Raw genomic sequence first — 23,875 nt, forward strand, 5'->3', positions numbered from 1 at the left:
GAAATACAGTATGATCGAAATAGGATTATTCTTCCAACTCATCAAGCTGCCTGTTCACTTCAGCAATTTCTTTTTCCAGGCGTACTAATTGCTCCTGTGCGGAAGATACTCGACCTTTCACATACTCCAGTTTATCTAAGTCACTCTGAATGCGGACATAATCGGATTTTAATTCAGTTAATTTTGCTTCCAATTCTTTTTTCGACATGTTTTACATCCTCCTTTATATATAGTCTAGCTTAAAATCTCTTTCATGGAATGGTAAGGCTGTTTTCTAAAAAATGTTGTTTTCCCTCAATACTCATAAACTCCGACATAAAATATTGATACCCGATTTCGTTATGGAGTAATAATTTCTCGGTGCAAGGAAACAAAGGTGCTTAATCAAGAAAAAACCTCGTTGTAAGGTCTTTAGACACGTGTGATCCCTTAGTAGTAGTCGCCTTCCCTCCGCTCCAATCAACCACCTTAATAGTGGTTCGATAATCTAAGAATTTCTTTAGCTAAATTAAATGTAGGGAATAAAAGCACAAGCACAAAACTAACGAAGTGTATTTCCGTAGCGGTAGATAAAACTCCAGAACTACGAAAAGAGCCACTCGTAATTTCGGTATGTTAAAATTTTAGTACGTCAAATCCTTCCTTGTTAAAATTTTATCCTTTTCTATCCTATAAAACAAGAAAATCCGTTATAATAATGGCAGGACAACAATGATTATTAATGGAGGTTTACCAATGAAAATCGCATTTTCCTCTTCCATAACAGATTATATGGAAAAGGTGGAAGCATTGTTATTAAGAAAAGAGGCTTCCAATAACCTCATGCTTGGACTATTGGATCATTTTAAAACGACCATTACGAAAGATGTTCATTTTGGGTATTTGGAAGATAACGGAGAAATTATATTTGCCTTTATGCAAACGCCTCCTAACAATTGGATTCTGGCAGACGTTGATGGTATAGATGAACAGGTGATTACGAGTGTTGCAAATTTTCTTTATAAAAAAGCATTGAAAGTTCCAGGGGTGTTGGGTCCGATTTCCTATGTAGAAGCCTTTGTGAACGAGTGGAAGAAACTTAAGAAAACGAATGCCTCTATACATATGAATCAATTAATCTATCAATTGGATGAAGTCAAAATTAAACCAGAGGCTGAAGGTGAGTTGGTCAAAGGTTTGAAGAAGGACCACTCGTTAATTAAAGGCTGGTTAATTCAATTCGGTAAAGAGGCGAGGGAGGCTATTTCCGAAATAAAAGCAAGCCAAATGGCGACAAAATATATTGAAAATAGTACGATCTATTTATGGAAAGTAAACGGCAAACCGGTTTCTATGGTCAATCAATCGAGGAAAACAAAACATGGTGCAACGATTAATGCGGTGTTTACACCAAATGAGTTTAAAAGAAATGGATATGCAACGAGTGCAGTTGCTGCATTGAGCCAAAAACTGCTCGATGAAGGCTATCAATTTTGCAGTCTATATACGGATCGTGACAATACTACGTCCAATAACATTTATCAAAAAATTGGCTATCATGTTGTAGGATCTTCGGTTGTTTATGAGTTTAGCTGAACAACAGTGAAATACTTATAGCAAAAAAAGTTCAGAGTGATTCTAACGGGTTCGGTTTTGGAGTGCAAAAGGTAAATAAACATCGTTATAAGGGGGGCAAATAGCACTCCTTTTCGCATACAAAATAACAGCATAATCGTAACGTTTACAATGGATTTTTTGAAATCTTACAGGTGTTAGAATAAATATAGAATTTGTGAAGAAATGCACTTAAACTAATGGGCAGTATAGTTGAATAAGAAACAATAAAATATGTAATTTAACAAAAAAACTGCCGAGGGGTTCGACAGCTTAGAAGGATGAACCTAATTATATAGTACGATTACTCGAATCACTTTCGATAATATCCTCAACTTTTTCGGTTGCTTGATGTAACATTTCATCGGCAATGATTACTTTGTCAGTATCGAATGTTTCTCCTGTTGATACTTTGAATTGGAACGTTTCTGCATATGGTGCTGGTCTATTCATCATATAAGCAGACATCACTTCACAGAGGAGATTGCGCCCTTTTTCGGCGGTTAACTTTCCTGTGCAAATATCATTCATTACATTAATGGCTGTAAAGTTAGCAGCTTCCATATCACAGCGGGAAGATACCTCACCCCTTGTCTTCTCAACAATTAAACTTCCGTCAAACTTCGCAAGCTCATTGAACATCTCTGGAGGAACCCTATAATCAATAACCTGCTCAATTACATCCGTGTGGGGTTGTGGAAAATCGTGTGGGATTTCATCACGATAAACAATGGTTCGCTTCCATGGTCCATTGTTGTACCAGATTAATCTGCTTGGAATCGCTTCGTTTGGGGGGCCATATTGTTCAATTGTAAGCTCTGCCGATTTCTTGGACATCGCATTCCAATTATTAATAATCGTTTGAACCATTTCCATATCCGCAACAGTTTCAGTTGTTTTTTCAGCACCGCCAAAGGTTTGTACTTTTATATCGCTCGCCATTGAGATAGCAGCCGTTTTCAATTTTTCTTCTTGTTTCATAGTATATCTCCTTTTAAATTTGCCTTTATGTTTATTATTTGGAAAAACTCTCAAATTATTAGCTTTGAAAATTACAAATTAAAATTTTTTATTTGTAGGATGGCAGCATGACTGAAATAACAAAGATGTTTTTTCTTAAACTAAAGGGTGCAAGAGTTGAACAACGGAATGAAAAAGGGGTGACTTTCATTGTCTAAAGATAAATACAATGAAATATTTAATGTGGTTAAAAAAGTAGTAAATGAATGGGACCCTATCGGTGTTTTGCCTTATGCCCCTGATGATGAATATGAGTTTGAGATAGCTAAAATTGTTGCTTTACTTAATAAGGTAGATACAGTTGAAGCACTTTCAGATGGTATTGGAATGATTTTTACAAAGGCTTTGGATTGGAATTTCACAAAAGAAGAGTGTTTGCCAATCGCTAAACAAATTTGGAGAGTAGTTAAAAGGTGATTTTTCACTAACGGGTGCATTAATTCTAGAAGGATAAACGCTATTTTACGTCAAAATTATTGTACTAAAGGGGCAGGTTAGTTGAAAATCAATTGGATACTTTAAGCCGTTTATGCTTCAAATTTTTCAAGGGGGTGTTTCTGTTGAAAAATAAGATTACAATAAGTTTTTTGTTATTGATTCTTTTATTTGCGGGCTGTTCTGATTATCAGGAACAATTTACTTTCACAGGAGTAGTAAAGGAGATACTTGTTGAAGAAGAAATGTTAGTTATTAAAGAATATGGTGGGGTTGATGAAGGTAGAAAAGACGGAAATGTATATGAAATACCTGTTGATGATGTGGAGAAATATAGCATTGGGCAGAAACTTGAAATAACTGTCTTTTCTAATACTGATGCTGATATCTGGGATTTAGACAATATGAAATTCGATATAAAAACAGTCGAATATTAAACTTATTATTCAACAAACGGGTGCGATTGCTCAACAAGGAGTTGTCGATGGCGGTCAGAACCTATTGTGTTAAAAAGGCAGTTTAGTTGAAGAATCTTCTTTAGCTCTTATTTAATAAACGGGCATTTTCTAGAATAGGCTAAAAAAACTTTTAGAAGGCCCTCATCGAAAACCTAGAAGGTTAGCACCTTATCGAGACTGGATTATTGCCTGACTGGAAGAGTATCCGCACCTTAGTGAAGCACAAATCAGAGATTGACTCCTGGAGCGTTATCCTGACTTGGTGATTGGGGAAAGTACTGTCAGAACATATGTGAAAGAAATGCGTGAGATCTATCAGATTAAGAAAAAGGTAATGGTTAGGCAATATGAAACCATTCCTTAACAGCCGATGGGGAAGCAGATTCAATAGATTAGTTATAAAAGCAGATATAACATGTTATTTTTAGAATAACAAAGTTATAGAAATACTTTGACTAGCCATATTTCCTTGACATAAATCTCTTAAAACCATAACATTGAATATAACTTAAATATATGCACTAGGGGTGTTATTTAACTGAGATGAGTATTACCTCAAACCCTTTGAACCTGAACTAGCTGAAACTAGCGTAGGAAAGTGTAACTCTAATACATACTTAAAGAGTGATTGTGCCTTATTCTTAATATGTAGTTATTTGTTTTTACGCAATTTTCCTATGGGAAGGTTGCGTATTTTTTATTTTATCTATCATTTTATTATTTAAGTTTCATCAAAATTAAAAATATAGGAGTTGTTATGATGACTAGAACAGTATTAGTAACAGGTAGTAGTAGAGGTTTAGGGGCAACTATTGTAAAGACATTGGCACAACAAGGATTTCAAGTGGTTATAAATTACTTTAAAAGCAAAGATGCTGCTGAGAAGCTCGCTTCTGAGATTGGTGAAGAGAATGCTATTGCAATTCAGGCTGATGTAACAAATCGTAAAGAAGTAGATAAATTGATAAAAAAAGCAACGGAATATTTTGGTCAAATAGATGTTGTAGTCAACAATGCATTAGTAGACTTCAAATTTGATCCAAACAAACAGAAAACCTTTACAGAACTCACTTGGGATGATTATCAAAAACAACTGGATGGTACTTTAAAAGCAGCATTTAATGTAGTTCAAAGCGTCATACCTCAATTTATTGAACGACAAAATGGAAGTATTATAAGTATAGGTACTAATTTATATCAAAATCCTGTTGTACCCTACCACGAATATACAACAGCTAAAGCTGGATTAATAGGTTTTACACGTAATATCGCTTCTGAATTAGGACTATATGGTATAAAAGCGAATGTAGTTTCAGGTGGATTATTAAAAACGACTGACGCCAGTGCTGTTACAACACCAGAAGTATTCGATTTAATTGCTCAATCAACGCCATTGAAGAAGGTGACCACACCTCAAGATGTAGCCAATATGGTCGCTTATTTATCTTCGGAAAATGCGAACGGTATTACAGGTCAAAATTTCACAGTAGATGGCGGTTTGACAATGAACTAATAGCTTAAATTACCATAGATAATCCTTCAAAAAAAAGGAGTATACAAGACAATTAATAATGATGTATTTTGAGGTGTAAACAAATGACAAAAACTAAAGAAAAACAACTACACTTAGGTGTTTTGCTGTATGGTTGTGGACACCATCAAGCTGCTTGGTTAATGCCTGACTCAAGCGTTGAACGTATTGGAGACATTTCTTATTACCAATCTTTAGCGCGGTTAGCAGAAAAAGGTTACTTTGACGCAGTATTCTTTGCTGATAATCAATCATTTCAAGGTAAAGATTCTAGTGATATGCCAGCATTTTGGTTTGATCCAGTAGTCAATTTAACTGCTATTTCTCAAGTGACAAATCATGTGGGATTAGTTCCAACAATTTCAAGTACTTTTTCTAATCCTTTCACAGCTTCACGACAACTATTAAGTTTAGACCACATTACAAAAGGACGTGTTGGTTGGAACCTCGTTACGTCAATGACTGATTTAGAGGCGTTAAATCATAGCATGGAAGAACTACCTTCTCATGACAAACGCTATGAGAAGGCAGATGAATTCGCTGCTTTAATGAATAAGTTATTTCTTTCTTGGGACAGTAATGAGTTTCTACATCATCGTGAAGAAAGAAAATTGATAAATCCTTCAAACATTCAGCCTTTTAATCACGAAGGTACCTATTTTAAAGTGTATGGCCCGTCCACTACGCCACAAAGTCCGCAAGGCAAACCAGTATCAATGCAAGCAGGGGCATCTAAACAAGGCATTGCATTAGCAGCAAAATATGCCGATGCAGTCTATTCAGTGTCGTGGAACTTAAAGCAAGCAAAAAAATTCCGTGAAAAATTAGATGATCAAGTTAAACGAAGCGAAGGCAGCAATAGACATATTAAAGTATTTCCAGGCTTAGTAACCTATGTAGGTCATACTCATGAAGAAGCTTTAGCCAAAAAAGCAGCATTAGATGAGCAATTACCTCTTGAAACAGCTTTAAAACGGTTGAGTTTCTTTATTCAACAAGACTGTTCTAATTGGGAAATTGATAAAGAAGTACCTCAATTACCCCCAGTAGAAGAATTTACTGGTCCAGTTGGACGTTACGAAACGATACTAGAAATTATTAATGATACACAACCTACAGTAAGAGAATTATTAGGATATCTTAATGCAGGCGGTGGACATCACACGCTGATCGGTACCCCCGACGAAATTGTGGATCAGATGGAAGTCTGGTTTGAAGCTGGTGTGGCTGACGGATTTAATCTTATGCCTCCTACATTACCCGGTAGTTTAGAAGACTTTGTTGAACTAATTGTTCCTGAAATGCAAAAAAGAGGTATTTTCAGAAAGAAATATGAAGGTCATACCTTCCGTGAACATTTAGGATTAACATAATAAATTATTATAAAATGATTATCTAGTTGAAGAGGTAAGATGTTGGTATTAGTATAAAAACTTGAGAATGTTCTCATAAGAGTAATTATAATTGGACTTACTGATTCGGACAATGTTTATGTAATAAGGTATAATAATAAAAAAGGTGAAGAAATAACAAATAAAAAAGATGGGAAATACATTGATGATTAGTTCTGTAATCGAGCGCTTTTCTTTAATAAGAGAGCGTCTGCGTCTTTTGGTAATGCCTCAGCACATTTAAGAGATTAGATATTAATCAGGATAAGGAAAAGATTGTGAAGTATTGTACTTAAATTAACGGGTGCGAATGCTTAACAAGGGCATTCGCTCTCTTTGATTCCAGAGACAGTTATGTGGACAAGAAAATCGCCATTTGCTTAATGCATAGTAGACAATTACTACGCAACAGAAGTTTTAATGTATAAGTAACTTTGAGAAGGAATATACGTAAACTAAAGGTAATTTTAGGTTTAAGATGTGATATTTGTACTTAAGGGAAAATTAATAGTTTAACCAATTTATTATGCCACCACTTTCCTTTCAAAGTAAAAATAATATATATAGTTCGTTCTAACGCAATCAAATTAATCAAGCCGATATCTACCAGATAACGGCCTTGATATATTTATATAATTAAAGAAAAGTTTCCATTAGGAACATTTAAGATTTGCAGTTGGCTGCTGTAAGTACTAGTAAAATTTAAATCACTAAAAAAGTTGTGGTACTGTGCAGCCCATTCATACTTAGAAAAGACCCTTGGGTTACCTTGAAAACGTGTTAAATTTTCTTCGATGATTGCTTTGTGCCTTTGTAAAATGCTAAATGCGAATTGATGGTCATGAAGTTCTCTATCTCCCATAACTGTTTCTAGATAGTTAATGAAATAATTTCCGTCAACATTGTCCTTAAGTATATCTCTTGATTGAGGTGCCCATTCAGGCTCAGCATAATAACCTATATGCTTGTGAACCATTTTTCTCGTTTCGTTACTTAGGATAATTCGGGGAGTAATAGCCTCATTACTTTCTAGGTGATGTGCTTCCAATAGAGCAGGACCAAAAGCAAATTCATTATCTGCATAATATTCCCCTATGCTAACAGCTCCCCTTATAAAGAATCCTTCAAGTGTCAAGGACAATTGGTAGGCTGCAAAATCTAGAAATATCCCACCCAGTTGACTCTCGCCATCTTCATAAATCGGATGACCAATTACGATGTTGTCAGTAAATGTTTTAAGAACACCAACATATTCTTCACGAGGTCTCAGTGAATTAATTCCATGAGTAAGAGTTTTATGGAGGCGTTTGAGAAGGTAATTCCCAGTTCCTTTATTAAAAGATTCTTGAACTAAGTGTGTAAAACCTAAAATATCCACGAAGCAAACTGCAGAGTGAATGGTTGCTGGATTGTTTTTATCATAAATTAGCATAAACTTACCCCTTCACTATTTTTTAATATATTCTTTACTATAGTATAGACTTACAATGGTTTAATTTCATCATCTTTGTTTATGGCAAAATAATAATGTAAGGATTGGCATTTAATTTGTGTAGGGCCCGGAGGGCCCTACACAAAGCCAACCTCTCCAAATAACTTTAAACTCCTCGTTGGACCAACAACGTTCGACAGGAGGATATTAGGAGATGTTAGCAGTGGCACAAATAGATTATATCAGACATGAAGTAAATCAAACAGGAGAAACTTATGCCAGCGTAGGAAGAAAAATGGGGATTGATCCACGTACAGTGAGTAAATACGCAAACCAAGAAGAGTTTAAGAAAAAGGAAAAACAAAAACGAAAATCACCAGTAATGGACCCTATTAAACCAATTCTAGATAAGTGGATCAAAGAAGATTTAAAGAAGAAAAAGAAATATCAAAGAACAGCTAAGAAAATGTACGAGCAATTAAAAGAGTTTCATAGTTTCACAGGTTCTGATCGAACCGTACGCGATTACGTTTCTAGGAGGAAAAAAGAGCTAAAAGAGTCTATGGGGGATGCAGCCTTACCTCTTGAATCTATTCCAGGCACTGCACAAGTTGACTTTGGAACAGGACCGTTTAAGTATCATTCAGAGGTTATTGATTTGCCATATTTAGTTATGTCATTTCCAAATAGTAATTGCTTTTATTTTCAAGTCTTTCCTTCGGAAAACACAGAATGTCTACTTGAAGGTTTACAACGAATGTTTCGTTATATGGGAGGGGTTCCAAGGATAATACGATTTGATAATTTATCGCCTGCAGTTAAGAAGATATTTTCTAAAGGTGAGCGTGAATTAACAGATACCTTTGAAAGATTTGTTTTACATTATGGGTTTCAGTATGAATTTTGTAACCCAGGAAAAGGCAACGAAAAAGGCCATGTAGAAGCAATGGTTAAGTATGTGAGAAATAACTTCCTACTACCGGAAAATACTGTATTGAATCTAGATCATTTCAATGAAACATTATGGTCTCTTGCAGAAAAAGATCGTGATCGTCTACATTATAATAAAAATATTCTTCAATCTGATTTATTTGAAGAAGATAGAGATAATTGGCTCATGTTGCCTGAAAAAGAGTTTGAGTGTGCTCGATATCAAGAAGTGAAAGCAGACAAATATGGGATGGTATCTATAGATAAAAAGCAATATTCTACTACTCCTAGATTTGCGAAACAAAAAGTAAGAGTAAGTATAACCTATAACGAGGTTACTATTTTAAACGAATATAACGAAATTATTGTTAAACATACAAGGCTTTATGGTATAAAGCGAAAATCGATGATTTGGCAGCCTTATCTTGATTTATTATCGAAACGACCAAGAGCTATTAAGTATTCCAGTCTATATAATCAATTTCCGTCTATTTGGACTGAATATTTGATGAACTGTACCGAGGAACAGCAGAAGAGTGCCTTACGTTTACTTGGAGAGCTACTAAAAAATAATGATTTTTCTTTATTAAATCAAGCTCTAACTCTTGCATCCTCTCATGGGCACCCGAGTACTGATCAGATTAAGCAATGCTTTTATTCTGTACTTCATCAAGGCAATACCTATGAAACTATTACACCTAATATTGCCTTACCAAACATGCCTGAAGCAACAAGAGGACTTTCTCATTATGATTCTTTACTTCAAAATGGAGGTGTTTCATGATGAGAGAGAAAATTGAACTATATGCCAAACGTTTGAAATTAAGCTGGATTAGAGAACACTATCATGAAATAGAAGCTGATAATAACCACGATTATCTTCTTAAACTGTTTGAAAGAGAAGTACAAAATAGAGAAGAGAGGAAAGTGAATTTATTACTAAATCAAGCCCAACTCCCCAAAACTGGTAATCAACCATTTCAATGGGAGAATATACAGATCCCTCAAGGGATTAATCGAGATACTATTCTTCAAGGGGAATTTATTCATGAAAAAGAAAACCTAATTTTATATGGCAATGTTGGAACAGGAAAGACCTATTTGGCAACATTGATTAGCTTAAATGCCATACATAGGTTTGGCAGTAAAGTGAAGTTCTTTACCTTGGCATCTTTAGCAAATAAATTAATTGAGGCGAACCAAAAAGGTTCCCTCTCTAGGTTAATTAAACAAATAGAAAAATTGGATTTACTTGTATTAGACGAATTAGGTTATATCCCCCTTCATAAAGAGGGTGCGGAGTTATTATTTCAGGTGATTTCCATGTGTTATGAAAATAAAAGTTTGGTCATCACAACCAATCTTCAGTTCGGTCAATGGAATCATGTTTTCGGAGACCCAATACTAACGGAGGCGGTCATTGATAGACTTATTCATCATTCACATTTACTCGTTTTTAGCGGCGAAAGTCACCGCTATAAAGCGTCTTTATTACAACAGTAATATGAGGTGGCAAGTGGCATGCATTTTTAAATGCCATTTCATACATTTTCTACTTGCCAAATACATCATCTTAATAGGTATATCATTAACAACTAGTTTGACCTTAGTTAGCATCTTATTTTCTTGCTAGTGTATCTGAGTATTACGATATGTGATTTTAATTGAAATGAATCATAAAATTTGATTTTTAGTAAGCGCAGTCTTTTTGCGCGCAAGATGGCAAGTTCGTCTCTTCATATTTGACTAAATATTGCGCTGCGCAAATTTAAATTATTTATAAATACAATGGAGAAATATGGTAGAATTGCAGAAAATATATATCCCATAATAAGTATTTATAAAAGGTGGGTTGCAAGTGGGAAATCAGCAAAAAAGCTCTTATATCTATTAAGTTAGAATCACATTAGAGTGGAAATGAGTTAATTGGAATAATACAGCTAGAAAACAAATTTATTAAAGATTAATAGTAGGAGGTAAGAAATGCCGTTTTCAGATGATTTACAAGAAAAAATATTAGAATATGTTTATGGACATTTACCTAGAGAAGAGTGGTATGAAGAAAATTTTTACACATTTATAGCGGATGAAACTTTGAGGGAAAGATTAATTGTTGAGTACAAAAATAGTCGTGTTATTTATAAAATTTTTGAGGGTCTTCAAGCAAAAGATGAATTATTATTAGCGCAAATAAAAACACAAGTTATTATGTATGTTTCTATACAAGAAGCTGTAGTTAATTATGTTCTTTTTGATTTATTAGAAGATAAAGATCCTGTGCAAGACCTCTTGTTTCAAGAAAGGACTACACAAATTATGATTCCACGTCATAAAAAAGAAAAGTTGGAAAGAGAATTAATTCATGAGGGTAAAGAAATTTTAACTTTTTTCACAGAAAAAAAAGAAGTTGACAAAACAAAAATAAGGTATGATCAAAAAGTTGAGGCTTGTTATAAATTAAACTTAATTGATTTTGAACTAAAAGGTGATCTTATAAAACTATATAAATATCGAAACACTGTTCATCTTGAATCAGAATTAAGGCAAAACCTTGATTATAATCTAGACATGGGGAACTTAGCTTACAGACGAGTCGAAGGTCTTAGTATACAATTGACAGAGAGTCTAAAAAACTAATATAGACACATAACGGTGAATTATATATTACAAGTAGTTTATTAATAATTCTATTCTTCCATAACATAATCGCAACTCTAATGTTATATAAGTAAGACAAAACAGCTTATCTATTGCACAGTACAACAATACTGGTAATAATATAAACATCTAGAAGACGATCACTTTTTGGGTGGTCGTCTTTCTTAGTTGACAATTACTGCGCAACAAAAAAGTTGACTAAGAACATCAGAGTTGTTTATTAATATTGTAAAATATTAGATATAGATGATGAGGAGGAAAATCCATGGTTAATGAAAATGTGCATACTGTTGGAATTTTTGCTGATAGAGCTTTTGATGAAAAAGATACAGACACCTTACAAAGAATAGCTCAGGATTGTTTGGGATGGGTCGAATCTGGAGAGTACAACCTTCTTGAGAAAGGGATTCTTGCTTATCATGGTGCGACATCATACAGCAACTATATACATCTGAAATTCAAGGGTGCTTTGCGTTATTCTGATGATATGAATAACGAACAAGATTTTGAGATGTGTTTATTATTGTTTCGATTATCTATTGAAAATTTAAGTTCGTATCAAGAGGAAGCAGATTTGAAGGATGGATCAGAAGAAAGTCAGTATTTTACTACATATCTATTAATGGCATACACTAACTATGCTAACTTGCTACAAAAATGTGGCAGGCTTATGAAGGCTCTTTCTTATTTGAAATTTGGTGTAGGAAGGGACTTTCCGATTGCCATTGGGAACTTTGCTGGTTTTTTAATGGACTATGCTACATTCGATTATGACAAAGGACATCAATCTGTTTTTGCTAATGAATCTTATCAATTATTAAAAGAAGTGTTGGAATTCGATAATATAGAAGAGTATGCTTATAAACACTATGAGGGCTTAGTTGCTAAATTAGAACAGTTTTACCCGATCGAATTTTTAGAGGAACCGTATGAATTTGATGAGTATTCATTGGGGGACTCTGATGCAGAAGTAGGATATCGGAAGTGGTGTCTTGAAAATACCTTTTTTCTTAATACGTTAAATGATGCTTTTCCATATTCCGTCTCTGCAACTGATATTCTTCATTTACCTAATATCGTTACTAAAATTGATGAAGGACCAAGGTTTCATGGTTTATATAATCAGATAAAACAGGAATTTGTGTCTGCTAGATATATGGTATATGATGCCTTGTCTTTTGAAGGAGCCCATTTTTCAGATAAAGATGTTCACCTTGTTAATACATTAGATTACCCAGCTTACGGTATTTCAATAGAGAAAATGAAATATTCCTATAGAAGTTTATATTCCTTAATTGATCGGATTGCATTTTTTGTGAATGAGTATTTTGAAATTGGGATTAAGGAAAGGGATGTATCCTACCGTTCGATATGGCAGGATAAAATTAGAAAAGGAAAAAATTCATATAACTTAAAAGTGAATTTAAAGTCGAGGATGACAGATGAGGAAACGTTTAACCTTCCATTAATCGGTCTTTACTGGTTATGTAAAGATATAGGGAAGCAAAAGATAGAGCACCACTATATAGAACCTGCAATTGAACATATATCGAAGATTCGCCACCATCTAGAGCATCGTTATTTAAAAGTTCACGACAGTGTTTTGTATCCCATAACAAAAGAATCTTGGGAGAATAGAGATGATCCTTTGGCTTATTCGATAACCGTTGATGAATTTAAAGATGCAGCTATGAGGCTACTTACTTATGTACGAGAAGGGATCATTTTGTTGTCAATGGCGGTTCATCTGGAAGAACTACGTAAAAGAGAAGACAAGTATTCTGACGAAATAATAATGCCAATGTCTATGGATCGTTACGATGATGATTGGAAACAACTTTTTTAATACACTGTTTAATAAATGGGTTAGTGATGAGAGGTAACATTGAGGAGAAAATTTATAAGTTAATTAGTAAAAAGACTGAAGGTGATTATTGGGATTTTAAACAAGAGTGGCATAAGGATAATGAAAGGCTGCTACATGACATTCTTTGTTTTGCAAATACTGTCCACGACAGGGATTGCTAAATAATTATAGGAGTTTCGGATGATGGTGAGATTATTGGCTTAATGATGAAAACCGAGTTAAGCAAGTAGCAATACTAGATTTACTTTCCAACACAGTTTTTGCAGGTGATAATACTCCGGAAGTAAAGATTGAGACAATTAAAATTGAGGATAAGGAAATTGATATTCTTACAGTATTTAACTCTTATAGTGTGCCTTTTTACTTAAAGAAAAAAAGCAAAAGGTACAGCAATATAAAAGAGGGGTACATACACACAAGAATTGGAGATAAGAATACCCCGATTAGTCAAAATGCTAATATGCAGCAGATTGAAATGCTATGGAAGAAACGACTTGGCTTAACCCAACCACCATTGAAACAGATAGTAAATAGATTAAAGAACAAATCTGAATGGGTTGAAAACAACGGAGCACACTATAATATTTATAAACCAGAGTTTAAGCTTGTAGAAGAATATGACGATGATGAATACGATAGAAGATCAGGGGAGTTTTATGTATACTCCCAGACAAACTTTAAGTTCATGTATAAAAATTTAAAAATCATGTGTAATGAAACGGTTTTAGATGATTTTCAATTAGTAATTTTAGACAGCGGAAGGTTTAAAACACCAATACCTCAGTGGGGGTATGTCGGCCGTGATCAATGGGGTATCAATCACAAATACTCGTACAAGTATTATTTGAAAGATAGCATAGCTTATGCACTGCAGGAGTTCTTCTTTGATGATGAGGATATGGAAGAAGTGTATGCAAAAAGGAATCTTGATGAAGTTGTTCTATATTTTGAGAATGAAGAAGAAAAGGTATCATTTGAGTCTTATGTGGAGCGTAACTTAACAACCTTAGAAACTGATATTACTGATGCAGAACAAGTCCATTTTACAGTGGATACAGGTGATAAAAGGGAAACTAAGGTAAATATACATAGACTAACAGTAGGATTAGCTTTAAATATGGTATTACAGGATTTTAAAAAGCTCTAAAGATGAATTGTCTTAGTAGATAATATAATAGAAGAAATCGCTGCAAATAACTCACTTACATATTTTGTTTTCTGCGTAAATGTTGAATAAGAACGACGAAAAACCAACATTTTATTTTATTGCACAGTACAAGGATACTGTTCAGTAAACCGTTCATCGTCTTTCTTCAACTAAAGGGTGCAAGAGTTGAACAAGGTGATCAAAGAATTTGATTGCCTTGTTCATCTGATAAAATCAAATAATATGTCTGGAATATTATGTTAGCATTGTAGTATAAAGATATTGTACTAACGTAGCAGTAATGTTCAATAAGGTAAAAGTTTTCTGTGGTAAACAATGTAAGGTAATGAAAGGGTGATTTTTTGAGTGAAAATAATTGGATTGCATATCTTTTGATTGGGATAATTGCCTATACTGTAGGGATGATTTACTTTTTTGAAGATGCCCCAATCATTGCAAATCAAATAAATAGTAGTTTAGTAATCGGATTGTTGTTCGCTATTTTACTTAAAGTTAATAAACAATGATGTATTGCTAACGGTGGCTTAAACACAATAGAAATAATTTATACAATTCTTTGCTCTTTGCATATGAATAAACAGTTACACCATCACCAAGAGCCTCTATACACTCATCAAACAAAACACCATAATTCTTTTTTTCTTTATTCTTTTGACGTTTCAATAGTAGTTCTAACCTTTTCTTTCTTTAATCACTTTTCATACCCTCAACATCCTATTTTTTCCAAATACCATTTACACGATGGTCACGAATAGATAGGAGAAAAATAAAAAAATGTATTGTGATAAATGACTTGAATGAAGCTTCAGACCTTATTTATCAAGATAATATTGAAATGTATTGGAGCAATGGGAATTTCCCAGTGTTGAAAACTGAATTTGATAACATTTTAAGAGCATTGCATGATTTAACAGCTGTAAGTTCAGATACCTTTTTGTATGTTCCACATAAATATGTAATTGAAATTTATCATGAAGGTGAAATTACATTGGGTTATTTATAAACATATTCCTATTCAACTATTGGATGCAATAGTTAAACAAGGTGATCATTAAATTTGAACGCCTTTTTCTTCTGGAAAACCCGATATAACTGTTGCAATATTATGTTATTATTGAAGTGTAGAGATGTTGAGTTAACAGGGATGGATTGCTGAATAAGAGTGATATGTTACTACTTAACTTAAAAACAAATAAACCGTATGTTATAGATATCACAGTCACAGGTGGAGGAAAGAAAGAATGGGGAAAATTAATTATTCAATTGTGGATGTTTTTTCACAAGGAAAATATACAGGGAATCAACTTGCTGTTTTTAAGAATGCAGAAAACCTTTCAGATAATAAAATGCAACAAATAGCCAAGGAGATCAATTATTCAGAAACTACCTTTATATTGTCAGATACCAAAAAAAATAATGGCTATGATGTTCGGATTTTTACACCCAATGAAGAGATTCCTTTTGCTGGACACCCTACTTTAGGAACTGCATATATCATCCAAAATGAATTAATAGGGGAACCGATAGATAAACTACTTTTAAATTTTAAAGCTGGACAGATTCCTGTAACGTTCGATAGACAAGAACAGATTCTTTGGATGGAACAAAATAGACCCACATTTGGTCGTATTTTAGATACAAATAAGGTTTCTGATGTTTTAAATTTAGATAAAGCGTACATAGATAATCGATATCCTATCCAAGAGGTTTCAACAGGACTTCCAGTGATTATTGTCCCTTTAAAATCTTTAGAAGCAACTAAAAAAGTAAGAATAAATAAAGAAAAATACTTTGAGTTAATTGAGCATACTGATGCAAAAGCAATTTTGGTCTTCTCTCCTGAAACATATAGTGTTGATAATAATTTAAACGTTCGAGACTTTGCAGATTATTTTGGTATTCCAGAAGATGCAGCTACTGGAAGTTCTAATGGATGTTTAGCTTCTTACTTAGTTAAATATCGGTATTTTGATAAAAGTGAAATTAATATTCGTGTAGAACAAGGATATGAAATTAAAAGACCGTCTTTATTATTTTTAGAGGCTAGTGATGAAAACGGTGAAATCATAGTAAATGTTGGAGGAAAAGTAGAAAAAATAGCTCAGGGCGAATGGTTTTTAATATAAATAATCTCCCTCTTTTAGCAATTGCGATTTTTCAAGATGAAGGTCGCTTTCTTCTTATTTCAACTATTAGTTTGTGTAAGAATGTACTTAAACTAACGGGTGCTTTCTTTTAAGAAGCAGTTATTGCTAAGGTCTACTGTTGATTAAAGGTGCAAAGAGTTTAATAACGAAGAGAGGAGTGATTAAAATTAGAAAAACCTCAAAGTTATTAGGAATAATTGCGGGTGTTGCTAGTATCATTATATGGTTTGTGCTTAAACCAACTGAATATGAGCCAATGCTGAACACATTTTTTTCATTAGCACTTCCAGCGGTTTTAGCAATTATAGCTTCTTTAACTAATTATAGCTTCTTAATGTTAATTGCATTCGTATGGTCATTGCCAATTAGCTTATATATGGTGCTTACACCAAGCTATTTTGCTCTTTTTGGAATTACTTGTGTTTGTTATTTAATTAGTTTTATCTTGATGGTATTAGACAGGAAAAGAAGCAAACAAGAACAACAATTATTATCTAACTAACCCTCGATAGAATATTTCGCTAACGGGTGCGATAGATAATACAAGAGAGCAACGAGACTTTTTCATCGTTGCTCTTCTTCTTATTTTAAAAATACTTTCTGTAAAACTCTTGGCGAAGTCTTCCACCTTAATTGAGCATAGATTCGAGTTGTTTCACTTTTTTCGTGACCTAAAAGGCTTTGTATAACTTCAAGTGGAGCACCATTATTTAATAGATGTGTTGCATAGCTATGTCTTAACTGGTGAGGATGAATAGTTTTATTAATCCCTGCACTATTGGAAATACGTTTAATAATGTATCTCATTTGAGCAATACTCATTCTATGCGGAGAACGTTCTGTAACAAATATAGCTGGATCATTGTCGTTCCTGCTGTTTAAGTATTTCTTTAGCCATATATCACAACGGATATTGTTTAATCATAGGCATGTTATTATTTATCGTTGGAGCCATTTTTACTTTAGTCTTATATGAAGTGGTTCGATTGTCATTTTACCAGGAACTTTTACGGAAAAAAAGACAGCGGGATTGGCATGATAAAGTAGAGGCAGAGTGAAGATAGAAAAAAGTATAACCTTTTCCAATTATTGGGTGGCATTATCTCAAGAAGTAATAATTATAAAAAAATAGGGCTCTGAGATTTTATTTCTCTAAGCCCACTTATTGTGATTTATACTGGGTCCTCTCTCCCTAAACACAAGAATTACTATATTAAAGCATCCTCTTTGTTTTCCTTTGAATTCACATACGTCTGGTAGCAATGGACGATAATCGTTCGAACGACTGCATAGACTGGAACCGCAAATAAAATGCCCAGGAATCCAGCGATGCTGCCAGCTGCGATAATTACTGTCATGATTGTTAGGGGATGGAGACTTAATGCTTGCCCCATTACGTTCGGCGATATGAGATTACTTTCAATTTGCTGGGCAACAATCATAATAATGGAGACCCAGATTAAGTTCATGGGGTCCTGTAAGGTTCCGACAATAAGTGCAGGAATAACGGAGATAAAAGGCCCTATATATGGAATGACATTGGTCATCATACCGAATAATGCAAGGATCAATGCATAATCCAGACTAATAATCATATAGCCGATTAGTAACAGGACGCCTACACAAAAACTGACAATTAATTGCCCTTGTATAAAGGAGGATAATACATTATCAATTTTTCCTAATAAATTGCGAATGTTATCGGCTTTTTCCTTTTTAAAGATTTGTAGAATAAAAGGGAGCAATTTTTCCCCGTCTTTCAGCATAAAGAACAGGAAGAATGGCATGATAATCAGCCCAGCCACCAAGCTGATAACCTGGCCAATTAATCCACCTAAAAAGCCAAAAAGATGGTCAAGTATATTTTGGACATGACTTGGAATGTTTCCGATAAAGTCATCAATTGCGTTAATAATCTGTGGCGGAATACTTGTATAATTGGCTTGCCAGTAAAAGATAAATTCATCAATTACAGCAATCATACCGGGGATTCCGTACATTAAGTTAGTAATCTGTCTTTGTGCAATTGGCCAAATATACATGATAAATAAGGTCACGAGCAAAATGATAACAAGAAATACAAGAATAATAGACCATATGCGGCCTAGTTTTAATCTGTGTTCAAAGAAATGCATCAATGGTCTTGTTAAATAGTAAAGTATTCCGGCACCAATCAGTGGAAACGCAAGGGCACCGATATACTGGAGAATCGGAATGAAGATAAATTTCGTATAATTTAATAACAAGATTAATAGAAAAAATAGAATAAAAAAACTCAATACATGAAACCAACGCTTTTGAAACAATAGATTCACCACTTTCACCCTCATATAACTATTCCTATTTTAACCATAAAAGGAAATAATAGAAAGTATGAAAACATAATTTAATAATATCTTAACCAATAACCTTCCTATTCATACCGCTATATTAAGTGAGTGCAGTTTGTTATCCTATCATTGTTTCGCGAAAATAGCTTTTCTATAGTCTGATTTTCCCTAACAGACAAATCACTTCAGTATATAGAATCTAAATTTAAAATATGTTAAAATTTGAACATATATACATTGGAGGACAATTGAATGAATACTGGGGAACAAGTTTTTAAATACTGGGATTCTTTTCCGGGTTTAGATACATCTCTAAAACGAGAGTTAGATAGATTAAAAAAAGATCAGGCAGCGTTAGAGGATGCGTTTTATAAAGAGTTATCATTTGGAACGGGTGGTATGCGCGGTATTTTAGGACCGGGGACCAATCGAATGAATATATACACGGTAAGAAAAGCAGTGAATGGTTTAGCAAACTATTTGTTCGAGAATCGAGTGAATGTGAAAGACCGTGGGGTAGTGATTGCTTATGATTCCAGATATATGTCAGCGGAATTTGCATTGGAGGCAGCTAAAGTTCTGGGACATTATGGAATAACAGCACATGTTTTTAAGTCGCTTCGACCGACACCATTGCTTTCCTTTGCAGTAAGGTATTTAGGTGCAGTAGCAGGAATAATGATTACAGCAAGTCATAACCCACCAGAATATAACGGGTTGAAAATATATAATGAAGATGGTGGCCAAATTACACCGAAAGAAGTAGATGAAGTGATTTCCTTTATTAACCAAACAGAAGATGCATTATCAGTTCCTTACGTGGGCCAAAGGGAAATAGAGGAAAAAGGGCTATTAAACTGGGTCGGTAATGAAATTGAGCATGCCTATTTAGAGCGCTTACAATATATAACTAGAATGGATTCGCAAACCCAAAATATGGAAAAGGATATTAAAATTGTTTTCACACCTCTGCATGGGACGGCTAATCATTTAGTAAGGAAAGGCTTGGAACAGCTTCATTTTCCCAATGTTCATGTAGTAGAAGAACAGGCAAAACCGGATCCAGAGTTCCGCACTGTTGAATCTCCAAATCCTGAAGAGCATCAGGCGTTTACGATGGCTATCGATCTTGGGAAACAGGTTGATGCGGATATTTTGCTTGGAACAGACCCGGATGCAGACAGATTAGGAGCGGCTGTTAAAAAAACGGATGGAAACTACCAGGTATTGACTGGGAATCAGCTGGGCTCATTGCTATTGGATTATATTTTACGGCACAGTAACCCAACCGTATATCAAAATGCTCGTATGATTAAAACGGTAGTGACGACCGAATTGGGAAGAGCGATTGCTGATTCCTATGATGTGGAAACGATTGATACCCTCACAGGTTTTAAATACATTGGGGAAAAAATTCACTCGTTTGATGCCAGTGGAGAAACGTTTATGTTTGGGTTTGAAGAAAGTTATGGCTATTTGATAAGTGGCTTTGTGCGTGACAAAGATGCGATTCAGGCCGCTGTCATGACTGCAGAAATGGCTTACTACTGGAAAGAACAGGGGAGAAGTCTGTTAGATGCATTAAATGAGCTTTATGAGACATATGGTTATTATATGGAAGGGCTGAATTCTTGTACGTTAAAAGGAAAAGAAGGAACAACCCAAATCACTAAAATTATGGATGCTTTCAGAAATGATCCATTAACGGAGATTGCAGGATTTAAAGTGGAAAAGATGGAAAACTATGTAACAGGGGAACGTCAATATATAGCAGATGGTCATATCGAATCGATTCCATTGCCAACAGAAAACATGATAAAATTTTATTTGGAAGACAATGCATGGGTTTCTTTACGGCCTTCTGGCACAGAACCTAAGATTAAGTATTATTATGGGGTTTGTGGGAATAGTAAAGAGGAAAGTGAACAGAAACTGGAATCATTAAAAGATGTACTGGATAGAATGATGGAAGAAATTTTATCGGTAAAGGTTTAATTTAGTCGGTTTACTGAAAAAAATAGAAAATGGTAGAATATCCTGATTGACTTCAGTACTCATAAAGTGTTTAATATAAGAATATATAATTCCTAAAAGGGGAGTAGCTGTACATTTAAAGTCGTCATTACGAGATATCCCATATCTCCGGCTTTATTTGGCAACGAACGAACGTTGTTAGCGAGACCTTTACCACGAACAGGTAAAGGTCTCTTTATGGTCTTTACCTGTTGGTAAGACCATTTTATTTGTTTAAGGAGAGAGAACATGGGAGCAGAATTAATCATTGAGTATTTATGGGTATTGGCAGTGCTGGTGGCTCTGGAAGGTTTGCTTGCAGCAGATAATGCCTTAGTTCTAGCCATCATGGTTAGACATTTACCTGAAAAACAACGTAAGAGAGCATTATTTTATGGTTTAGCTGGTGCGTTCGTCCTTCGATTTGGATCACTCTTTGTCATATCATTCCTTGTGGATGTATGGCAGGTTCAAGCACTTGGAGCCATTTATTTATTATTTATATCCTTTAAGAATCTATATGATCGATTTAAACCGAAGAAACCGGAGACTGAGGAAGAAGCTCTGGGAAAACTTGGAGAAGATGGGGAAGAACAGGAAGCATCACCGAAGGAATTTTGGTGGACAGTGGTAAAAGTGGAATTTGCTGACCTTGCCTTTGCGGTCGATTCGATTTTAGCTGCGGTCGCTCTAGCAGTTGCGCTCCCACCAAGTGGACTGGGAACGGTAGGAAGTCTGGATGCAGGCCAGTTTGCCGTTATCTTCGCCGGGGGAATGATTGGTCTGATCATTATGCGTTTTGCTGCAAACATATTTGTCGGCCTGCTCCATGATCGCCCTGGTTTAGAAATAGCAGCCTTTGTTATCGTTGGCTGGGTAGGTGTAAAATTAGCGGTGATGGTATTTGCACATGATGCAATTGGTTGGCTTCCACATGAATTTCCGCATTCCACATTATGGAAAGTTATTTTCTATGGTGTACTAGTATTAGTAGCATTAATTGGCTGGTTTGCATCGGGGCCGAAAAAAGAACAAGAAAAGGAAGGGGAGCACACTTAAGTGTAACCTTTTGCAAAGAGCAACGATCTCATTTTGAGGTGGTTGCTCTTTTTATGGATGAATTCCAGAGCTCATTTGGTAAAGTAGAACCATTCTATTGCCCTTTTGGCTGGATTCTTGAGTTAATTCGGTCGCGTAGAAGCTTTCTATGTTACCTTTTGACTGAATTGCGGGTTCATTCGGTCGCGTAGAAGCTGTCTACGTAACCTTTTGGCTGAATTGCGGGTTCACTCGGTCGCGTAGAAGCAATCTACGTGCCCTTTTGGCTGGATTCTTGAGTTAATTCGGTCGTGTAGAAGCTGTCTACGTAACCTTTTGGCTGAATTGCGGGTTCACTCGGTCGTGTAGAAGCTGTCTACGTAACCATTTGGCTGAATTGCGGGTTCATTCGGTCGCGTAGAAGCTGTCTACGTAACCTTTTGGCTGAATTGCGGGTTCACTCGGTCGTGTAGAAGCTGTCTACGTAACCATTTGGCTGAATTGCGGGTTCATTCGGTCGCGTAGAAGCTGTCTAAGTGCCCTTTTGTCTGGATTCGGAGTTCATTCGGTCACGTAGACCAGTCTAAGTGCCCTTATCACTGATTCTTGAGTTCATTCGGTCATGTAGAACCAATCTACGTGCTCTTTTAACTGAATCCCCGAGTTCATTCAGTCACGTAGCCCTATCCTAAGTGCCCCTTTGATTAATTCGACGAGTAATTGCAGTCTTAATAATTTAAAAAACAGACTATTTAATTGTCTGGAAGATTGAGTTTACATTGTGTAGGATTAAAAATAAAAGTGACAGATGCTTATTCACATCACAGACTTTTCCGTACCAGCATAATCTGCCCCTTCATTTTCAACGTATATTTTCGATTAGGAGGAGGTTTGTATGTCAATTAATATCAAACGTATCTATGAGCCGGCAGAAGACAAGGATGGAATACGAATATTAGTGGATCGGATTTGGCCCAGGGGGATTTCCAAAAACAAGGCAAAGCTGGATTATTGGCTAAAAGGTATTGCACCATCAACAGCTTTGCGAAAAGAATTTAATCATGACCCAAAGCATTTCCCGATGTTTAAACAAAAATATTGGGAGGAATTGCAGGAGGGAGAGCAACAGGAACAGCTAGCGAAACTAAAGGAAATAATTAACGAACATCCGGACATTACACTGCTTTATGCTGCGAAAAATGAGATATATAATCAGGCTGTAGTATTAAAGGAATTAATCGAATCCGAACTTGGGTAAATTGGACTTTTTTCCGTTTTCCAAAGATGGAATGTGGATGAATGTATTTTGTTTCCGTTTCATATGTTATTGGGCTACAATGGGGATGAGGTGATTTACATGGCAGAACATCATTTTCATTTAAAAGCAGATTGGCCTGGTGGAAGAAACAGTGAAGGATATATAGAAGCGGGAAATTTAAAAACGAAAATATCAATCCCACCGGAAATGGATGGTCCCGGAATTGGGACGAACCCGGATGAAATGTTATTAGGGGCAGCTGCAACCTGTTATATTATTACACTGGCTGCTATGATTGAACGGGCAAAACTGCCGTTGGACAAAATGTCACTGGAATCGGAAGGTATTGTCGATGTTACTAAAGGAGTTTTTACATACAAGAAAATTATTCATCGTCCAGCCGTATCTTTAATGGCGAATGCAACGGAAGCAGAGCATAAGAAATTGAAAAAGCTCGTGGAAAAAGCCGAAAAAAGCTGTATGATATCCCGTGTTATACAAGGAAATGTGGAATTGGAACTAGAGGCTGAACTATCCTGATAATCCAGGTTTTCAGTCCTTTTTTCATACTGTGAAAGTATAAATCTTTAAAGTCTCAAATAGTAG

General features: G+C 35.1%; 21 protein-coding genes, 2 pseudogenes and 1 riboswitch. Of the genes and pseudogenes, 18 read left to right on the forward strand and 5 right to left on the reverse strand.

Annotated features, from left to right (window positions below; all coding sequences use genetic code 11):
- Window positions 1-25: 25 nt before the first annotated feature.
- Entirely contained in the window at window positions 26-208 is a 183-nt protein-coding gene (locus GMJ66_RS09910; protein WP_156290162.1) for an SE1832 family protein, read from the reverse strand.
- 527 nt (window positions 209-735) lie between these two features.
- Between GMJ66_RS09910 and GMJ66_RS09915 the strand changes: the two genes are divergently transcribed.
- Window positions 736-1,575 (forward strand): GNAT family N-acetyltransferase, encoded by an 840-nt coding sequence (locus GMJ66_RS09915; RefSeq protein WP_197046656.1) that lies wholly within the window; start codon window positions 736-738, stop codon window positions 1,573-1,575.
- A gap of 309 nt (window positions 1,576-1,884) precedes the next feature.
- Here GMJ66_RS09915 and GMJ66_RS09920 read toward each other — a convergent pair whose 3' ends face one another.
- Window positions 1,885-2,574, reverse strand: coding sequence for a hypothetical protein (locus tag GMJ66_RS09920; protein WP_156290164.1), 690 nt, complete (start codon window positions 2,572-2,574; stop codon window positions 1,885-1,887).
- A gap of 189 nt (window positions 2,575-2,763) precedes the next feature.
- Between GMJ66_RS09920 and GMJ66_RS09925 the strand changes: the two genes are divergently transcribed.
- From GMJ66_RS09925 to GMJ66_RS09945, 5 genes and pseudogenes are all read left to right on the forward strand, one after another.
- Window positions 2,764-3,030 carry a DUF1871 family protein gene (locus GMJ66_RS09925; protein WP_156290165.1) on the forward strand — a complete coding sequence of 89 codons (267 nt, stop codon included), beginning with the start codon at window positions 2,764-2,766 and terminating at the stop codon, window positions 3,028-3,030.
- A 143-nt stretch (window positions 3,031-3,173) separates the two neighbouring features.
- Complete coding sequence (locus GMJ66_RS09930) at window positions 3,174-3,485, forward strand: hypothetical protein (RefSeq protein ID WP_156290166.1); 312 nt, start codon at window positions 3,174-3,176, stop codon at window positions 3,483-3,485.
- A 160-nt stretch (window positions 3,486-3,645) separates the two neighbouring features.
- Window positions 3,646-3,867, forward strand: a pseudogene (locus GMJ66_RS09935) (IS21 family transposase); the annotation flags it as partial.
- Between the two features lie 152 nt (window positions 3,868-4,019).
- A riboswitch (TPP riboswitch) is annotated at window positions 4,020-4,120 on the forward strand.
- 146 nt (window positions 4,121-4,266) lie between these two features.
- Window positions 4,267-5,019, forward strand: a complete 753-nt coding sequence (locus GMJ66_RS09940; RefSeq protein ID WP_067724685.1) for a 3-oxoacyl-ACP reductase — start codon at window positions 4,267-4,269, stop codon at window positions 5,017-5,019.
- Between the two features lie 83 nt (window positions 5,020-5,102).
- Window positions 5,103-6,410 (forward strand): LLM class flavin-dependent oxidoreductase, encoded by a 1,308-nt coding sequence (locus GMJ66_RS09945; RefSeq protein ID WP_156290167.1) that lies wholly within the window; start codon window positions 5,103-5,105, stop codon window positions 6,408-6,410.
- A 646-nt stretch (window positions 6,411-7,056) separates the two neighbouring features.
- Here GMJ66_RS09945 and GMJ66_RS09950 read toward each other — a convergent pair.
- Window positions 7,057-7,860, reverse strand: a complete 804-nt coding sequence (locus GMJ66_RS09950; RefSeq protein WP_156290168.1) for a hypothetical protein — start codon at window positions 7,858-7,860, stop codon at window positions 7,057-7,059.
- A 214-nt stretch (window positions 7,861-8,074) separates the two neighbouring features.
- On the opposite strand from GMJ66_RS09950, the gene istA reads away from it, so the two are divergent.
- The 8 genes from istA (at window position 8,075) to GMJ66_RS09990 (ending at window position 17,132) form a co-directional block, all read left to right on the forward strand.
- Window positions 8,075-9,574 (forward strand): IS21 family transposase, encoded by a 1,500-nt coding sequence (gene istA / locus GMJ66_RS09955; protein WP_156290169.1) that lies wholly within the window; start codon window positions 8,075-8,077, stop codon window positions 9,572-9,574.
- Entirely contained in the window at window positions 9,574-10,293 is a 720-nt protein-coding gene (gene istB, locus GMJ66_RS09960) for an IS21-like element helper ATPase IstB (protein ID WP_156290208.1), read from the forward strand. Before istA ends, istB begins: the two co-directional genes overlap by 1 nt.
- Window positions 10,294-10,773: 480 nt before the next feature.
- Window positions 10,774-11,427 carry a hypothetical protein gene (locus GMJ66_RS09965; protein ID WP_156290170.1) on the forward strand — a complete coding sequence of 218 codons (654 nt, stop codon included), beginning with the start codon at window positions 10,774-10,776 and terminating at the stop codon, window positions 11,425-11,427.
- Window positions 11,428-11,713: 286 nt separating this feature from the next.
- Window positions 11,714-13,294: an LA2681 family HEPN domain-containing protein gene (locus GMJ66_RS09970; protein ID WP_156290171.1), complete on the forward strand. Its 1,581-nt coding sequence runs from the start codon at window positions 11,714-11,716 to the stop codon at window positions 13,292-13,294.
- 496 nt (window positions 13,295-13,790) lie between these two features.
- Window positions 13,791-14,462, forward strand: a complete 672-nt coding sequence (locus tag GMJ66_RS20670) for a hypothetical protein (protein ID WP_231514886.1) — start codon at window positions 13,791-13,793, stop codon at window positions 14,460-14,462.
- A 748-nt stretch (window positions 14,463-15,210) separates the two neighbouring features.
- Window positions 15,211-15,486 (forward strand): CDI toxin immunity protein, encoded by a 276-nt coding sequence (locus tag GMJ66_RS21285; protein ID WP_456238590.1) that lies wholly within the window; start codon window positions 15,211-15,213, stop codon window positions 15,484-15,486.
- 238 nt (window positions 15,487-15,724) lie between these two features.
- The gene (locus GMJ66_RS09985) at window positions 15,725-16,609 is read left to right on the forward strand and encodes a PhzF family phenazine biosynthesis protein (protein WP_156290173.1); all 885 of its coding nucleotides are present in this window, start codon (window positions 15,725-15,727) and stop codon (window positions 16,607-16,609) included.
- 139 nt (window positions 16,610-16,748) lie between these two features.
- Window positions 16,749-17,132 (forward strand): hypothetical protein, encoded by a 384-nt coding sequence (locus GMJ66_RS09990; protein ID WP_156290174.1) that lies wholly within the window; start codon window positions 16,749-16,751, stop codon window positions 17,130-17,132.
- An 85-nt stretch (window positions 17,133-17,217) separates the two neighbouring features.
- Here the strand turns inward: GMJ66_RS09990 and GMJ66_RS09995 are convergent.
- Both GMJ66_RS09995 and GMJ66_RS10000 read right to left on the reverse strand, forming a co-directional pair.
- A pseudogene (locus GMJ66_RS09995) lies at window positions 17,218-17,545 on the reverse strand (tyrosine-type recombinase/integrase); the annotation flags it as partial.
- A gap of 293 nt (window positions 17,546-17,838) precedes the next feature.
- On the reverse strand, window positions 17,839-18,960 hold the full coding sequence (locus GMJ66_RS10000) for an AI-2E family transporter (protein WP_231514887.1): 1,122 nt from the start codon (window positions 18,958-18,960) through the stop codon (window positions 17,839-17,841).
- A 252-nt stretch (window positions 18,961-19,212) separates the two neighbouring features.
- Here GMJ66_RS10000 and GMJ66_RS10005 point away from each other — a divergent pair, with 252 nt between their 5' ends.
- From GMJ66_RS10005 to GMJ66_RS10020, 4 genes are all read left to right on the forward strand, one after another.
- Window positions 19,213-20,955, forward strand: a complete 1,743-nt coding sequence (locus tag GMJ66_RS10005; RefSeq protein ID WP_156290175.1) for a phospho-sugar mutase — start codon at window positions 19,213-19,215, stop codon at window positions 20,953-20,955.
- Window positions 20,956-21,222: 267 nt separating this feature from the next.
- Window positions 21,223-22,032: a TerC family protein gene (locus GMJ66_RS10010; protein ID WP_156290176.1), complete on the forward strand. Its 810-nt coding sequence runs from the start codon at window positions 21,223-21,225 to the stop codon at window positions 22,030-22,032.
- A gap of 874 nt (window positions 22,033-22,906) precedes the next feature.
- Window positions 22,907-23,269 carry a DUF488 domain-containing protein gene (locus GMJ66_RS10015; RefSeq protein ID WP_156290177.1) on the forward strand — a complete coding sequence of 121 codons (363 nt, stop codon included), beginning with the start codon at window positions 22,907-22,909 and terminating at the stop codon, window positions 23,267-23,269.
- 99 nt (window positions 23,270-23,368) lie between these two features.
- Entirely contained in the window at window positions 23,369-23,809 is a 441-nt protein-coding gene (locus GMJ66_RS10020) for an OsmC family protein (RefSeq protein WP_156290178.1), read from the forward strand.
- Window positions 23,810-23,875 lie beyond the last annotated feature (66 nt).

The organism is Oceanobacillus salinisoli, assembly GCF_009733865.1.
In the GTDB taxonomy this organism is placed as follows: domain Bacteria; phylum Bacillota; class Bacilli; order Bacillales; family Amphibacillaceae; genus Oceanobacillus; species Oceanobacillus salinisoli.

Coding starts and splice junctions, on each gene's coding strand:
- GMJ66_RS09910 (WP_156290162.1), bottom strand. CDS start 208: ATGTCGAAAAAAGAATTGGAAGCAAAATTAACTGAATTAAAATCCGAT.
- GMJ66_RS09915 (WP_197046656.1), top strand. CDS start 736: ATGAAAATCGCATTTTCCTCTTCCATAACAGATTATATGGAAAAGGTG.
- GMJ66_RS09920 (WP_156290164.1), bottom strand. CDS start 2,574: ATGAAACAAGAAGAAAAATTGAAAACGGCTGCTATCTCAATGGCGAGC.
- GMJ66_RS09940 (WP_067724685.1), top strand. CDS start 4,267: ATGACTAGAACAGTATTAGTAACAGGTAGTAGTAGAGGTTTAGGGGCA.
- GMJ66_RS09945 (WP_156290167.1), top strand. CDS start 5,103: ATGACAAAAACTAAAGAAAAACAACTACACTTAGGTGTTTTGCTGTAT.
- GMJ66_RS09950 (WP_156290168.1), bottom strand. CDS start 7,860: ATGCTAATTTATGATAAAAACAATCCAGCAACCATTCACTCTGCAGTT.
- istA (WP_156290169.1), top strand. CDS start 8,075: ATGTTAGCAGTGGCACAAATAGATTATATCAGACATGAAGTAAATCAA.
- istB (WP_156290208.1), top strand. CDS start 9,574: ATGAGAGAGAAAATTGAACTATATGCCAAACGTTTGAAATTAAGCTGG.
- GMJ66_RS09965 (WP_156290170.1), top strand. CDS start 10,774: ATGCCGTTTTCAGATGATTTACAAGAAAAAATATTAGAATATGTTTAT.
- GMJ66_RS09970 (WP_156290171.1), top strand. CDS start 11,714: ATGGTTAATGAAAATGTGCATACTGTTGGAATTTTTGCTGATAGAGCT.
- GMJ66_RS20670 (WP_231514886.1), top strand. CDS start 13,791: ATGCTATGGAAGAAACGACTTGGCTTAACCCAACCACCATTGAAACAG.
- GMJ66_RS09985 (WP_156290173.1), top strand. CDS start 15,725: ATGGGGAAAATTAATTATTCAATTGTGGATGTTTTTTCACAAGGAAAA.
- GMJ66_RS10000 (WP_231514887.1), bottom strand. CDS start 18,960: ATGAGGGTGAAAGTGGTGAATCTATTGTTTCAAAAGCGTTGGTTTCAT.
- GMJ66_RS10005 (WP_156290175.1), top strand. CDS start 19,213: ATGAATACTGGGGAACAAGTTTTTAAATACTGGGATTCTTTTCCGGGT.
- GMJ66_RS10010 (WP_156290176.1), top strand. CDS start 21,223: ATGGGAGCAGAATTAATCATTGAGTATTTATGGGTATTGGCAGTGCTG.
- GMJ66_RS10015 (WP_156290177.1), top strand. CDS start 22,907: ATGTCAATTAATATCAAACGTATCTATGAGCCGGCAGAAGACAAGGAT.
- GMJ66_RS10020 (WP_156290178.1), top strand. CDS start 23,369: ATGGCAGAACATCATTTTCATTTAAAAGCAGATTGGCCTGGTGGAAGA.